Genomic DNA, 13,681 nt, shown 5'->3' on the forward strand with positions numbered 1-13,681 from the left:
CATAAAAAAGCCCCCGGCGCGCGAAGCTCCGGGGGCTTGTCTCATTCGACCCGATGGATCAGTGCGCCACGAAGGCGGCACCGTCTTCCTCGGTCCGGGCGGGCTTGGCCACCGGCAGCGGCTCTTCCCACTCGATCGCCTCGGGCTGGCGGACCAGCGCCTTTTCCAGCACCTGGTCCATCCGCGAGACCGGGATGATCTCCAGGCCGTTCTTCACGCTGTCGGGCACCTCGGCGATGTCCTTGGCGTTCTCCTCGGGGATCAACACCGTCTTGATGCCGCCGCGCAGCGCCGCGAGCAGCTTCTCCTTCAGGCCGCCGATCGGCAGAACCCGACCACGGAGCGTCACCTCGCCGGTCATCGCGACGTCGCGACGGACCGGGATCCCGGTCAGCGTCGAGATGATCGCGGTGGCCATGGCGATACCGGCCGACGGACCGTCCTTCGGGGTCGCCCCCTCCGGAACGTGGACGTGGATGTCACGGCGCTCGAAGAGCGGCGGCTCGATGCCGAAGTCGATGGCCCGGGAGCGGACGTAGCTCGCCGCCGCCGAGATCGACTCCTTCATCACGTCCTTCAGGTTTCCGGTGACCGTCATCTTGCCCTTGCCGGGCATCATGACGCCTTCGATCGTCAGCAACTCGCCGCCGACCTCGGTCCAGGCCAGACCCGTGACCACACCGACCTGATCGTCCGCATCGATCTCGCCGTAGCGGAACTTCGGCGGGCCGAGGAAGACGGGGAGGTTCTCCGGCGTCACCGCGATCGACTTGGTTTTGGTGATCAGGATCTCCTTCACCGCCTTGCGGATCAGGTTGGACAGCTCGCGCTCCAGGTTGCGGACGCCGGCTTCCCGCGTGTAGCGGCGGACCAGCATCATCAGCCCGTCGTCGTCGATCGACCACTCGTGCGTCCCGAGGCCATGCTTCTTCAGGGCATTCGGGATCAGGTGCTTGCGCGCGATCTCGACCTTCTCCTCCTCGGTGTAGCCGGCGATCCGGATCACCTCCATCCGGTCCATGAGCGGGCCCGGGATGTTGAGGGTGTTGGCCGTGGTCACGAACATCACGTTCGAGAGGTCGTAATCCACCTCCAGGTAGTGGTCGTTGAAGGTGCTGTTCTGCTCAGGGTCGAGCACCTCGAGGAGCGCCGCCGACGGATCGCCGCGGAAATCCATGCCCATCTTGTCGATCTCGTCGAGCAGGATGAGCGGGTTCGAGGTCTTGGCCTTGCGCATCGACTGCACGATCTTGCCGGGCATCGAGCCGATATAGGTCCGGCGGTGACCGCGGATCTCGGCCTCGTCACGTACGCCGCCGAGCGACATCCGGACGAACTCGCGACCCGTCGCCTTGGCGATGGACTTGCCAAGCGAGGTCTTGCCGACGCCGGGGGGGCCGACGAGGCACAGGATCGGGCCGGTGAGCTTGTTCGCCCGCTGCTGCACGGCGAGGTACTCGACGATCCGCTCCTTCACCTTGTCGAGGCCGAAATGGTCCTCGTCGAGCAGCGCCTGGGCGCCGAGCAGGTCCTTCTTGATCTTCGAGCGCTTCCCCCACGGGATGCCGAGCATCCAGTCGAGGTAGTTGCGCACAACAGTCGCCTCGGCCGACATCGGCGACATCTGGCGCAGCTTCTTCAGCTCGGCCGTCGCCTTGTCACGGGCTTCCTTGGTGAACTTGGTCTTCTCGATCTTCTCCTCGAGCTCGGCCAGTTCGTCGCGGCCATCCTCGGAGTCGCCCAGCTCCTTCTGGATCGCCTTCATCTGCTCGTTCAGGTAGTACTCGCGCTGGGTCTTCTCCATCTGCCGCTTCACGCGGGTCCGGATGCGCTTCTCCACCTGGAGCACGGAGATCTCGCTCTCCATCAGCGACAGCACGCGCTCGAGGCGCTGCGCCACCGTGGGCGTCTCCAGGATGCCCTGCTTGTCGGAGATCTTGACGAGCAGGTGCGAGCCGATCGTGTCGGCGAGCTTGGACGGCTCGTCGATCTGGGTCACGGCGGAGACGACCTCGGGCGAGATCTTCTTGTTCAGCTTGACGTAATTCTCGAACTCCGAGAGCACGGAGCGCGCGAGCGCCTCGGCCTCGACGCGATCGCCGAGCTCGTCGTGCAGGGCTTCCGCGGTAGCCTCATAATACTCGTCCGAGCGGGTGAAGCCCGTGACCTTCGCCCGGCCGACGCCCTCGACCAGCACCTTCACGGTGCCGTCGGGCAGCTTCAGGAGCTGGAGCACGGAGGCGAGAGTGCCGATCTTGTAGATCGCATCGGTCGCCGGGTCGTCGTCGCCCGCGTTGATCTGCGTGGCGAGCAGGATATGGCGATCTGTACGGACCGCCTCCTCGAGGGCGCGGATCGACTTCTCGCGGCCCACGAACAGGGGGACGATCATGTGCGGGAAGACGACGATGTCGCGCAGGGGGAGGACGGCGTATGAGCCCGTCGAACCCGGGACCACCGGCTGGCGCGATTTCGACTGTGACATGCTGACTTCCTCTCAGGACGCCCGGGTTCGGCGCCTCCATGCACGGAGCGCGCCTACAGCCAGGGGCCGACCGGGCCGCGAGGGTCGGATTTCGCTAACTTTGCGGCTGGCGACGCGGACCGAACCTCGAAGGAGCGTGCGGCCACCGCGCTGAGCCTGAGGTGGCTGCGGGGCGCAGCGTTTTCAAGATGTTCCCCGCAGCGCGCCCGGCCGGAGCCGGGCGCTTAATGCAACCCTACCAAGCGCTTAGGCGCTGACACTGGCGGGCGCGTCCTTGTTGCGGTCGCCGTGGATGTAGAGCGGGCGCGATTTGCCCTCGACCACCTCCGGACCGATCACAACCTGCTCCACGGACTCAAGGCCCGGCAGGTCGTACATCGTGTCGAGAAGGATCGTCTCCAGGATCGAACGCAGGCCGCGAGCACCGGTCTTCCGCTCGATCGCCTTGCGGGCGACGAGCGACAGGGCATCGTCCTGGAAGGTCAGGTCGACGTTCTCCATCTCGAACAGCCGCTGGTATTGCTTGACCAGGGCGTTCTTCGGCTCCTGCAGGATCTTCTTCAGCGCGGCCTCGTCGAGATCCTCCAGCGTCGCCAGGACCGGCAGGCGGCCGACGAACTCGGGGATGAGGCCGAACTTCAGCAGGTCCTCCGGCTCGACCGAGCGGAAGATCTCGCCGGTGCGGCGGTCGTCCGGGGCCTGCACGGTCGCGCCGAAGCCGATCGAGGTGCCCTTGCCGCGCTGAGAGATGATCCGCTCCAGCCCCGCGAAGGCGCCGCCGCAGATGAACAGGATGTTGGTGGTGTCGACCTGCAGGAATTCCTGCTGCGGGTGCTTCCGGCCGCCCTGGGGCGGGACGGAGGCGACCGTGCCCTCCATGATCTTCAGGAGCGCCTGCTGCACGCCCTCGCCCGACACGTCGCGGGTGATCGACGGGTTGTCGGACTTACGCGAGATCTTGTCGATCTCGTCGATGTAGACGATGCCGCGCTGGGCCCGCTCGACGTTGTAGTCCGAGGCCTGGAGCAGCTTGAGGATGATGTTCTCGACGTCCTCACCGACATAGCCGGCCTCGGTGAGGGTCGTGGCGTCCGCCATGGTGAACGGCACGTCGAGGATCCGGGCGAGCGTCTGCGCGAGCAGGGTCTTGCCCGAGCCGGTCGGCCCGATCAGCATGATGTTGGACTTGGCCAGCTCGACGTCGTTGTGCTTCGTCGCGTGGGCGAGCCGCTTGTAGTGGTTGTGCACCGCGACCGAGAGGACCTTCTTGGCGAAGTCCTGGCCGATGACGTAGTCGTCGAGGACGCGGCGGATCTCCTTGGGGGTCGGCACGCCGTCGCGGCTCTTCACCAGCGAGGATTTCGACTCCTCGCGGATGATGTCCATGCACAGCTCGACGCACTCGTCGCAGATGAACACCGTCGGGCCGGCGATCAGCTTGCGGACCTCGTGCTGGCTCTTGCCGCAGAACGAGCAATACAGCGTGCTCTTCGAGTCGTTGCCGCCAGTCTTGCTCATATCGGTCTCCGATTGCTCGCATCCGCAGCCGGCTAGGGGCGGACGCGCATCGCATGAATGTAGGGGGCCCGTTTAAAGAAACAGTGTGCTGCGCGCGTTTGACCGAAGGGCCCAATCTCGGATGCAAACACGCTGCCGCGGCGGGATCAAGGCCGCGCCGCGGCGGTCAGGCGCCGCATGCCGCTCAGGCGGCAGCCGGCTCGGGACGCTTCTCGATCACCTCGTCGATAAGCCCGAACTCCTTGGCCGCGTCGGCGGTCATGAAGTTGTCGCGCTCCAAAGCCGTGTGGATCGTGTCATAGTCGCGGCCCGTGTGCTTCACGTAGATCTCGTTCAGGCGCCGCTTCAGCGCCTCGATCTCGCGGGCGTGGATCAGGATGTCGGTCGCCTGACCCTGGAAGCCGCCCGATGGCTGGTGGACCATGATCCGGGCGTTCGGCAGGGCGAAGCGGTGGCCGGGCTCGCCGGCGGTCAGCAGCAGCGAGCCCATCGAGGCGGCCTGGCCGACGCAGAGGGTCGTCACCGGGCAGCGGATGAACTGCATCGTGTCGTAGATCGACAGGCCCGAGGTGACCACGCCGCCGGGGGAGTTGATGTAGAAGGAAATTTCCTTCTTCGGGTTCTCCGCCTCGAGGAACAGCAGCTGCGCCACGATCAGCGACGCACCGTAATCCTCCACGGGGCCGGTGAGGAAGATGATGCGCTCGCGCAGCAGGCGGGAGTAGATGTCGAAGGCGCGCTCGCCGCGGCTCGATTGCTCGACGACCATCGGCACGAGCGCGTTGTTGTAGACGTCGATCGGATCTCTCATCTCGTCCTGCCCAAGTGAGGCCCGGAGCTGCCGCGAATCAGGGCAGCCCCGGACATGTCAGCGAACACCGGCGATGCTTAACCATCGCCTAACCCTTGCCCGCCGTCCTGGGACAGAGCGGGACTCAGTCGGCCTTGGGCTCGGTCTCGGCCCCGGCCTTGTCTGCCGGCTTCTCGCCGGTCGTGTCGTCCTCATCCTCGTCCGCGAAAAGCGCCTCTTTCGAGACGGGCTCCTCGACGAGTTTGACCTGCCCGAGGACGTGGTCAACGACCTTCTCCTCGAACAGGGGCGCGCGGAGTTCCGCGAGCGCCTGTGCATTCTTCCGGTAGAAGTCCCAGACCTGCTGCTCCTGGCCCGGGAACTGCCGGACCCGGGCGATGAGGGCCTGGTTCACCTCGTCATCCGAGACCTTGATATCGGCGCTCTCGCCGACCTGCGCAAGCACGAGACCGAGACGGACGCGCCGTTCCGCGATCTTCCTGTACTCGGCCTGGGCCTTCTCCTCGGTGGTGTCCTCGTCCGCGAAGGTCTTGCCGCGGGTCTTGAGATCCTGCTCGACCTGGGCCCACACGGCGGCGAATTCCTGCGCCACCAGGGATGGGGGCAGCTCGAAGGCGTACTTGCCGTCCAGGGCGTCGAGGAGGTCCTTCTTGAGGCGGCGGCGCGTGGCGGCCTCGAAATCGCGCCCGATCGCCTCGGATACGGCCTCGCGGAGCTTCTCCAGCGACTCCATACCCATCGACTTGGCGAGCTCGTCGTCGATCTTGGCCTCGCCCGGCGCCTGGATCTTCGTGACCGTCACGTCGAACTCGGCATCCTTCCCGGCGAGGTTCTCGGCCCCGTAGGCCTCCGGGAATGTAACCTTCACGAGCCGCTTGTCGCCGACCTTGGCGCCGACAAGCTGGTCCTCGAAGCCCGGGATGAACGAGCCGGAACCGAGCTCCAGGTCGATGCCCTCGCCCTTGCCGCCCTGGAACTCCTCGCCGTCGATGCGGCCGACGAAGTCGATGGTGACGCGGTCGCCGCTCTGCGCCTCGGCACCCTCGTCGCGCTCGGCGAACGGACGGCTCTGGCCGGCCATGCGCTCGAGGGCGTCGTTCACCTCCTCATCGGAGGGCTTGGCGACGAACTTGGTCAGGCTGACGTCGGAGAGGTCGGCGAGCTCGAAGCTCGGCATCACCTCCAGGGCGACCTTGAAGGCGAGATCGCCCTTGGCGTCCAGCGCCTTCTCGACCTCAGCTTGGTCGGTCGGGAACTCGACCTGCGGCTCGAGGGCGAGCTTGAGGCCGTTATCGGTGACGATCTGGCGGTTCGCCTCGTTGACGGCGTTCTGCACCACCTCGGCCATCACCGAGCGGCCATAGACCTTGCGCAGGTGCGCGACCGGCACCTTGCCCGGGCGGAAGCCCTTGAGCTGCACCTTGTCCTTCATGCCGGATAGCTCGTTGGTCAGGCGCTCCTCGAGTTCCTGGGCGGCCAGCAGAACCTGAAACTCGCGCTTCAGCCCCTGGGCGTTGATCTCGGTCACCTGCATCGTCGTCGTCGCTCTTCAAAGAAACCTGGGGTCGCCGGCCGGGCCGGCATCGTGCTCACGCGGTTCGGGATGCCGAGACGTCGGGTACGAAGACAGGGCGGTCCGCTGGGACCGCACCCTCAGGAGACGTCCTGGTGCGGGCGGAGGGGCTCGAACCCCCACGTCTTGCGACACTGGAACCTAAATCCAGCGCGTCTACCAGTTCCGCCACGCCCGCGCGCGCCGACATCCGGCGCATCGCCGGCCGCCGGAAGCGCGCCCTATAGCATGGGCCAGCCGGCCCGCAGCAAAAAACTTGTCCCTGTGGCGCGCAAGCCCGCACGCCGCTAAGGAGCGGGCCCGTCGCGAGCCGCAGCCGAGTTCCCATGCCGCCATCCCGCCCCGTGCCGCCGACCGATTCGCACGCCGGTGGGCCGTCGCGACGGACCCTGATCGCGGCCGCGGCCGCCTTCGGACTCGCCCCAGAGGCGGTGCGGGCCCAGGCGCCGGGGGCTGCGCCGGATACGCCGGCCGCCGCTCAATCGGAACCCGCCGTTCTGCAAGCGGCGCCCGGCAAGGCGCGGTTCAGGCCGGAGCCCGCGCCCGAGATTCCGGTCTGGTGCTTCGACGGCAAGGCCCTGCCGCCCGTCGTCCGTGTGAAGCTCGGGCAGGCGGTGCGTCTCAAGGTCGAGAACCGGACCGACAAGCCGCTGTCGCTGCACTGGCACGGCGTGCGCAATATCAACGCCATGGACGGCGTCGGCGGGGTGACCCAGGCTCCGATCCCGCCGGGCGGCGACTTCCTCTACAGTTTCACGCCGCCGGATGCCGGCTCCTACCTGATCCGGCCCCTGATCGTCGGCGGGGCGAGCGAGCCGTCGGGCCGCGGGCTCGCGGGCATGCTGGTCGTCGAGGAGGCGAACCCGCCCGCCGTCGACGCCGATGTCAGCGTTGTCCTGCAGGACTGGCGACTCCAGGACGACGGCACGCTGATGGCCTTCGGGCAGACGGCGCTCGCGGCCGCTTATGGCCGGCTCGGCAACCTCGTCACGGTCAATGGCAAGCCAGTGCCGGGCGCCTTCGAGGCCCGGCCGGGCTCCCGGGTCCGCCTGCGGCTCGGCAATGCCTGCAACGCCCGGGCAACACGCATAAAGTTTGAGGGCGTGAAGGTCTACGTGGCGGCCGTCGACGGGCAGCCCACCGACACGTTCGAGCCGCTGCGGGCCACCCTGCCGTTCCCGCCCGGCACCCGCTACGACCTGATGGTCGATCTGCCGGAGGAGGAGGGCGCCCGGTGCACGATCGAGGCGCTGATCGGGAAAGGCCTGACGCTCGCGAGTGTCACCACCAAGGGGGCCAGGATCACCGAGAAGCGTGCGCCGATCGGACCGATCGGCGAGAACAAGCGCCTGCCGGCCGAGATCAAGCTGCAGAATGCCCTGCGCCGCGACGTGGTGATCACCGGCGGCGCCTTCGTGCCGAAGACCAAGGACGGGACCAAGGACGGCGCCGCACCCGATCCCGTCTACACCGGCGACCCGCAGAAGATCTGGTCGGTGAACGGCGTGAGCGGCGCCGTCGGCCTCCAGCCAATCTTCTCGGTGAAGCGCGGCCAGGTCGTTGTCTTGGCCCTGCGCAACGAGTCCGGCTTCCCGCAGGCCCTTCACCTGCACGGCCACTGCTTCCGCCTCCTGCACCCTCTCGACGATGGCTGGGAGCCCTACTGGCTCGACACGTTCCAGCTTCTGGAGGGCCGGACAGCCCGGATCGGTTTCCTGGCGGACAACCCGGGGCGCTGGCTGATCAGCGCCACGGTGCTGGAGCGGTTCGACACCGGCCTCTGGACGATGTTCGAGGTCACCTGAGCGATCAGTCTCCGATCGACGCGACGAGGTCGCGCAGCACCGCCGGCATCAGCTCGGGGATGTCCTCGGCGATCAGGCCCGGACCGTGGCTGAGGCCGGCATCCCCGTGGAGCCAGACGCCGGCCGCGGCAGCCGCGAAGGGCTCCAGGCCCTGCGCCAGCAGGCCGGCGATCAGGCCGCCCAGCACGTCTCCGGATCCCGCGGTCCCGAGATAGGGGCTGCCGTGATCGTTGATCGCCGCGCGCCCATCGGGAGCCGCGATCACCGTGTCGGCGCCCTTGAAGACCACCACTGCGCCGGTGAGTTCGGCCGCGGCACGGGTCCGCGCGACTTTGTCGGTGCCCTCCGCCATCGCGTCCGTGTTCTCGAACAGCCGCGCGAACTCGCCGGCATGCGGTGTCAGCACAGCCCGCGCATCCCCGTCGGCGAGATGGGCGGCCAGCAGCGGCGCCTGCCCGGCGAAGCTCGTCAGCGCGTCGGCGTCAAGGACGAGACCGCGCCCGGCCGCCGCCGCCACGGCGACGCGCTCGCGAGTCGGCTCGCCGGTGCCGAGCCCCGGCCCCGCCAGGATCACGTTCAGGCGCTCGTCGGTGAGCAAGTCGTCGAGGTCGTCGGCGCTCTCGCAGGGCCGCAGCATGATCGCCGTAAGATGGGCGGCGTTCTCGGCAAGCGCCGCGGTCGGCGACGCGATCGTGACGAGCCCGGCGCCGACCCGCAGGGCGCCGCGGGCGGCCAAACGGGCCGCCCCGGTCTTGGTGGCCGGCCCCGACAGCACCAGGGCGTGGCCGCGGGTGTATTTGTGGCTGGCTCCGGTGAGCCGCGGAAAATCCCGGATCCACAGGCCGGGCCCGTTCCGATGGAGGCGCGGACAGGCGGCGAGACCGGCCGCCAAGGCCTCCGGGCCGGTCCCGATATCCGCGAGGCTGAGCTGGCCGCAGAGGCCACGGCCCGGCTGAAGCAGATGCCCCGGTTTGAAGGTCACGAAGGTCACGGTCTCCACCGCTTGGATGGCAGCGCCGCGCACCGCGCCGGTATCGCCGTCGACCCCGCTCGGCACATCGACGGCGAGCACCGGGGTCCCGGAAGCGTTCACCGTCTCGACGAGCGCGCGGGCGGAACCGTCGAGGTCGCGCGACAGGCCGGCCCCGAACAGGGCGTCGATCACGAGATCGCAGGACGGCAGCGCGCCGCCATCGGGCGCCTGCACCGGCCCCGTCCAGGCCTTGGCCGCCTGGGCGGCATCTCCCGTCAGCTTCGAGGCCTCGCCAAGACAGAAGAGTTCGACGGCGTAGCCCGCCTCGGCCAGCAGGCGCGCGGCCACGAAGCCGTCGCCGCCGTTATTGCCCGGCCCGCATAGAACGACGGCGCGGCCGCCCGCCGGCAGCCGAGCCCGGGCGCGATCGGCTACGGCCGCACCGGCCGCCTCCATCAACGTAAGACCCGGCACACCGCCGTCGATCGCCGCGGTATCGACCTGCCTCATTGCCGCGACCGTCAGCACATGCATATCCATCTCCGCCTCTGCCCGTGTGCCGATCAGCTCTGACTAAAACCGCGCCAGGATCCTGGGAAGTGCCCGAAGGATGTGCGTGAAACGCACACGAAATGGGCACTATGGTCGAACACGCCGCGAAAACGGCATGGCGAAGGCGTCACGAGGATGTTAGAAATGCCACGCACCGCAGCGCAGGCCCGAGCGGCATGAAGAAGATCGAAGCGATCATCAAGCCTTTCAAGCTCGACGAGGTGAAGGAGGCGCTCCAGGAGGTCGGTCTCCAGGGCATCACCGTCATCGAGGCGAAGGGTTTCGGCCGTCAGAAGGGCCACACGGAGCTCTACCGGGGCGCCGAGTATGTGGTCGATTTCCTGCCCAAGGTGAAGCTCGAGATCGTCCTGTCCGATGCCCTCGTCGAGGGTGCCGTGGAAGCGATCCGCAAATCGGCGCAGACCGGGCGCATCGGCGACGGCAAGATCTTCGTCTCGACGATCGAGGAAGCGATCCGCATCCGCACCGGCGAGACCGGTACCGACGCGATCTGACGCGCCTCCGCCTGTGGTCCCGGCACTGCAGGCGGCAGCCGGCCGCGCGACGTCTGCCTAAGATTTCGCACTGCGCGAATGTCCGGCAATGGCGTCTCTGGCTCTGGAGCGCCGTCTTCCGCACCCCACATCATCGGGAACGGCCGGCCTGATCGGCCGCTTGAACCCGTTGAGGAGGATGTGCGATGGCCGCCATGGACCCGCGCGAAACCGCCAAGATCTACGATCTGTCCGCGTTCCGGCGCGCACGGGCGACGCCCCGCGCCGTCGTGGAGGCGAAGCCAGTGCCGGTGCCGAGCTTCGGCGGCGGCGCGTGGTACCACGAGGCCGCCATCCGCGAGGACGAGCGCCCGCGGCGGCCGTGACATCGGACAGCGCGCCGTCCGCGCTGCAAGCCCCGGCGTCATCCCGGGTCCGGGCAGCGGAGCCCGGGATCCAGACGCGCCGATGAAGCAAGACTTTGCACCTGCGGCGGTTCTAGGTTCCGGGTTCACCTGCGGCGTCCCAAAATGACGGCGCGGGTCGCGGCCGCCCTCCCGTCGGCCACATAATTGACCGTCCCAGAAACGGCGAAGCCGGACCCGAGGGCCCGGCTTCGTTGATGACACCGGGAAGCTCAGGGCTCCCCCTGCGTCTTACGCGGCTGCAGCGGCCTCGGTCGGCACGGAAGCGATCGTCTTCAGCACCTGCGAGGCGATCTGGTAGGGGTCGCCCTGCGAGTTCGGACGGCGATCCTCCAGGTAGCCCTTGTAGCCGTTGTTGACGAAGGAGTGGGGCACGCGGATCGAGGCGCCGCGGTCGGCCACGCCGTACGAGAACTCGTGGATCGAGGCGGTCTCGTGCTTGCCGGTCAGGCGCATGTGGTTGTCCGGGCCGTAGACGGCGATGTGCTCCTCGCGGGCGTTCTTGAACGCCTCCATGAGCTTCTCGAAGTACGCCTTCCCGCCGTGCTCGCGCATGAAGGCAGTCGAGAAGTTGCAGTGCATGCCCGAGCCGTTCCAGTCGGTGTCGCCGAGCGGCTTGCAGTGGTACTCCACGTCGATGCCGTACTTCTCGCAGAGGCGCTGCAGGAGGTAGCGGGCCATCCACATCTCGTCGGCGGCCTTCTTGGAGCCCTTGCCGAAAATCTGGAATTCCCACTGGCCCTTGGCGACCTCGGCGTTGATGCCCTCGTGGTTGATGCCGGCATCGAGGCAGAGGTCGAGGTGCTCCTCGACGATCTTACGGGCGACGTCGCCGACGTTGGAGTAGCCGACGCCGGTGTAGTACGGGCCCTGCGGCGCCGGGTAGCCGGAGGTCGGGAAGCCGAGCGGGCGGCCGTCCTTGTACAGGAAGTACTCCTGCTCGAAGCCGAACCAGGCGCCGGCATCGTCCAGGATGGTGGCACGCTTGTTGGACTCGTGCGGGGTCACGCCGTCCGGCATCATCACTTCGCACATCACCAGGACGCCGTTCTTGCGGGCCGGGTCGGGGAAGTGGCGCACCGGCTTCAGCATGCAATCGGAGCTGCCGCCCTCGGCCTGCTTCGTGGACGAGCCGTCGAAGCCCCACATCGGGAGCTGCTCGAGGGTCGGGAAGCTATCAAATTCCTTGATCTGCGTCTTGCCGCGGAGATTCGGGGTCGGCGTGTACCCGTCGAGCCATATGTACTCGAGCTTATATTTGGTCATTCCGGTTCTCTCGTCCGTATCAATGCGCGACCTGGGCAACCCGGGCAGACGCGAACGGCTTGCCGCCTCGTAGACGGCCGGGGCCGCCTTCGCATGGATCGTGCCAGGCAGGCCATTGCCGGGGAACAACGATGCCCTAAAAACGCTCGTGCGCGATCACGCTTTCGAGATCGCGCGGGATCGCGGGCCGATCGTTCTATCCGACAGCCGATTCCGGCTCCCGGCGGGTGGCAAGGCACGCCCGCGCCGGATATCAAGCCCCGCTTGCTTGCGCACCTGACCGCGTGCGGGTGCGCCACGAGAGACGTTTTTCGAAGATCCCTGGAGGATGCCCACGATGACCACTGCGGCCGAGGTGCTGAAGACGATCCGGGACAACGATGTGCGCTACGTGGACTTCCGGTTCACCGACCCGCGCGGCAAGTGGCAGCATGTCACGTTCGACGTGTCGCTCATCGACGAGGAGATCTTCGACGAGGGCACCATGTTCGACGGTTCCTCGATCGCCGGTTGGAAGGCGATCAACGAGTCCGACATGCTGCTGATGCCGGATCCGGTGACCGCCACGCTGGACCCGTTCTTCTCGGCCGCGACCATGTCGATCGTCTGCGACGTGCTGGAGCCGGCCACCGGTGAGCCCTACGGCCGCGACCCCCGCGGCACCGCCAAGCGCGCCGAGGCCTACCTGCAGCAGACCGGCATCGGCGACACGATCTATGTCGGTCCCGAGGCCGAGTTCTTCGTGTTCGACGACGTGAAATTCGGCGCCGATCCGTACCGCACCGGCTTCGAGCTCGATTCCACCGAGCTGCCGACCAACGGCTTCACGGATTACGAGGGCGGCAACCTCGGCCACCGGGTGCAGACCAAGGGCGGCTACTTCCCGGTGCCGCCGCAGGATTCGGCGCAGGACATGCGCGGCGAGATGCTCGCGGCCATGCAGTCCATGGGCGTGAAGGTGGAGAAGCACCACCACGAGGTGGCCTCGGCCCAGCACGAGCTCGGCATGAAGTTCGACACGCTGACCCTGCTCGCCGACCACATGCAGATCTACAAGTACTGCATCCACAACGTCGCGCAGAGCTACGGCAAGTCGGCGACCTTCATGCCCAAGCCCGTCTACGGCGACAACGGCTCGGGCATGCACGTCCACCAGTCGATCTGGAAGGACGGCAAGCCGGTCTTCGCGGGCGACAAGTATGCCGGCCTCTCCCAGGAGTGCCTCTGGTACATCGGCGGCATCATCAAGCACGCCAAGGCGCTGAACGCCTTCACCAACCCGTCGACCAACTCGTACAAGCGCCTGGTGCCGGGCTACGAGGCGCCGGTGCTGCTCGCCTACTCGGCGCGCAACCGCTCGGCCTCCTGCCGCATCCCGTGGACGAAGAGCCCGAAGGCCAAGCGCGTCGAGGTCCGCTTCCCCGACCCGATGGCAAACCCCTACCTCGCCTTCTCGGCGCTGCTGATGGCCGGCCTCGACGGCATCCGCAACAAGATCGACCCGGGCCCGGCCATGGACAAGGATCTGTACGAGCTGCCGCCGCGGGAGCTGAAGAAGATCCCGACCGTGTGCGGCTCGCTCCGCGAGGCGCTGACCAGCCTCGACAAGGACCGGGCCTTCCTCAAGGAGGGCGGGGTGTTCTCTGACGACCAGATCGACTCGTTCATCGAGCTGAAGATGACCGAGGTGCTGCGCTACGAGATGACGCCGCACCCGATCGAGTTCGTGCAGTACTACTCGCTGTGAGGTGAGCGGGGCCGGGCGCGATGCTCGGCCCC

Annotated in this window: 10 protein-coding genes and 1 tRNA gene; 4 read left to right on the top strand and 7 right to left on the bottom strand. The window is 67.5% G+C overall.

Annotated elements, in window-relative coordinates; genetic code table 11:
• Positions 1 to 58: 58 nt before the first annotated feature.
• The 5 genes from lon to AC3WSN_RS28195 all read right to left on the bottom strand — a co-directional run bounded on the left by lon (position 59) and on the right by AC3WSN_RS28195 (position 6,565).
• Positions 59 to 2,485, bottom strand: coding sequence for an endopeptidase La (gene lon / locus AC3WSN_RS28175; protein WP_192706487.1), 2,427 nt, complete (start codon positions 2,483 to 2,485; stop codon positions 59 to 61).
• A gap of 246 nt (positions 2,486 to 2,731) precedes the next feature.
• Positions 2,732 to 4,003, bottom strand: coding sequence for an ATP-dependent Clp protease ATP-binding subunit ClpX (clpX, locus tag AC3WSN_RS28180; protein WP_091712519.1), 1,272 nt, complete (start codon positions 4,001 to 4,003; stop codon positions 2,732 to 2,734).
• 184 nt (positions 4,004 to 4,187) lie between these two features.
• On the bottom strand, positions 4,188 to 4,814 hold the full coding sequence (locus AC3WSN_RS28185) for an ATP-dependent Clp protease proteolytic subunit (RefSeq protein WP_012322036.1): 627 nt from the start codon (positions 4,812 to 4,814) through the stop codon (positions 4,188 to 4,190).
• Positions 4,815 to 4,938: 124 nt separating this feature from the next.
• A complete protein-coding gene (tig, locus tag AC3WSN_RS28190) occupies positions 4,939 to 6,348 on the bottom strand; it encodes a trigger factor (protein ID WP_492542454.1) in 1,410 nt (469 codons plus the stop codon).
• A 132-nt stretch (positions 6,349 to 6,480) separates the two neighbouring features.
• A tRNA-Leu gene (locus AC3WSN_RS28195) sits at positions 6,481 to 6,565 on the bottom strand.
• A gap of 148 nt (positions 6,566 to 6,713) precedes the next feature.
• Between AC3WSN_RS28195 and AC3WSN_RS28200 the strand changes: the two genes are divergently transcribed.
• Positions 6,714 to 8,192, top strand: coding sequence for a multicopper oxidase family protein (locus tag AC3WSN_RS28200; RefSeq protein ID WP_492542456.1), 1,479 nt, complete (start codon positions 6,714 to 6,716; stop codon positions 8,190 to 8,192).
• 4 nt (positions 8,193 to 8,196) lie between these two features.
• Here AC3WSN_RS28200 and AC3WSN_RS28205 read toward each other — a convergent pair whose 3' ends face one another.
• Positions 8,197 to 9,699 carry an NAD(P)H-hydrate dehydratase gene (locus tag AC3WSN_RS28205; protein WP_492543311.1) on the bottom strand — a complete coding sequence of 501 codons (1,503 nt, stop codon included), beginning with the start codon at positions 9,697 to 9,699 and terminating at the stop codon, positions 8,197 to 8,199.
• 194 nt (positions 9,700 to 9,893) lie between these two features.
• Here AC3WSN_RS28205 and AC3WSN_RS28210 point away from each other — a divergent pair, with 194 nt between their 5' ends.
• Positions 9,894 to 10,232 (top strand): P-II family nitrogen regulator, encoded by a 339-nt coding sequence (locus AC3WSN_RS28210; protein WP_003600526.1) that lies wholly within the window; start codon positions 9,894 to 9,896, stop codon positions 10,230 to 10,232.
• A 185-nt stretch (positions 10,233 to 10,417) separates the two neighbouring features.
• Positions 10,418 to 10,597: a DUF2735 domain-containing protein gene (locus tag AC3WSN_RS28215; RefSeq protein WP_492542458.1), complete on the top strand. Its 180-nt coding sequence runs from the start codon at positions 10,418 to 10,420 to the stop codon at positions 10,595 to 10,597.
• Positions 10,598 to 10,867: 270 nt separating this feature from the next.
• On the opposite strand, the gene AC3WSN_RS28220 is transcribed toward AC3WSN_RS28215, so the two are convergent.
• The gene (locus tag AC3WSN_RS28220; protein ID WP_192706491.1) at positions 10,868 to 11,902 is read right to left on the bottom strand and encodes a glutamine synthetase beta-grasp domain-containing protein; all 1,035 of its coding nucleotides are present in this window, start codon (positions 11,900 to 11,902) and stop codon (positions 10,868 to 10,870) included.
• A gap of 337 nt (positions 11,903 to 12,239) precedes the next feature.
• Here AC3WSN_RS28220 and glnA point away from each other — a divergent pair, with 337 nt between their 5' ends.
• The gene (glnA, locus tag AC3WSN_RS28225; protein ID WP_192706492.1) at positions 12,240 to 13,649 is read left to right on the top strand and encodes a type I glutamate--ammonia ligase; all 1,410 of its coding nucleotides are present in this window, start codon (positions 12,240 to 12,242) and stop codon (positions 13,647 to 13,649) included.
• The last annotated feature ends 32 nt before the right edge of the window (positions 13,650 to 13,681 follow it).

The organism is Methylobacterium sp. FW102-HT35C08, assembly GCF_058790235.1.

Bases quoted from the DNA above. Each gene is read 5' to 3' on its own strand.
- lon (WP_192706487.1), bottom strand. From the start codon at position 2,485: ATGTCACAGTCGAAATCGCGCCAGCCGGTGGTCCCGGGTTCGACGGGC.
- clpX (WP_091712519.1), bottom strand. From the start codon at position 4,003: ATGAGCAAGACTGGCGGCAACGACTCGAAGAGCACGCTGTATTGCTCG.
- AC3WSN_RS28185 (WP_012322036.1), bottom strand. From the start codon at position 4,814: ATGAGAGATCCGATCGACGTCTACAACAACGCGCTCGTGCCGATGGTC.
- tig (WP_492542454.1), bottom strand. From the start codon at position 6,348: ATGCAGGTGACCGAGATCAACGCCCAGGGGCTGAAGCGCGAGTTTCAG.
- AC3WSN_RS28200 (WP_492542456.1), top strand. From the start codon at position 6,714: ATGCCGCCATCCCGCCCCGTGCCGCCGACCGATTCGCACGCCGGTGGG.
- AC3WSN_RS28205 (WP_492543311.1), bottom strand. From the start codon at position 9,699: ATGCATGTGCTGACGGTCGCGGCAATGAGGCAGGTCGATACCGCGGCG.
- AC3WSN_RS28210 (WP_003600526.1), top strand. From the start codon at position 9,894: ATGAAGAAGATCGAAGCGATCATCAAGCCTTTCAAGCTCGACGAGGTG.
- AC3WSN_RS28215 (WP_492542458.1), top strand. From the start codon at position 10,418: ATGGCCGCCATGGACCCGCGCGAAACCGCCAAGATCTACGATCTGTCC.
- AC3WSN_RS28220 (WP_192706491.1), bottom strand. From the start codon at position 11,902: ATGACCAAATATAAGCTCGAGTACATATGGCTCGACGGGTACACGCCG.
- glnA (WP_192706492.1), top strand. From the start codon at position 12,240: ATGACCACTGCGGCCGAGGTGCTGAAGACGATCCGGGACAACGATGTG.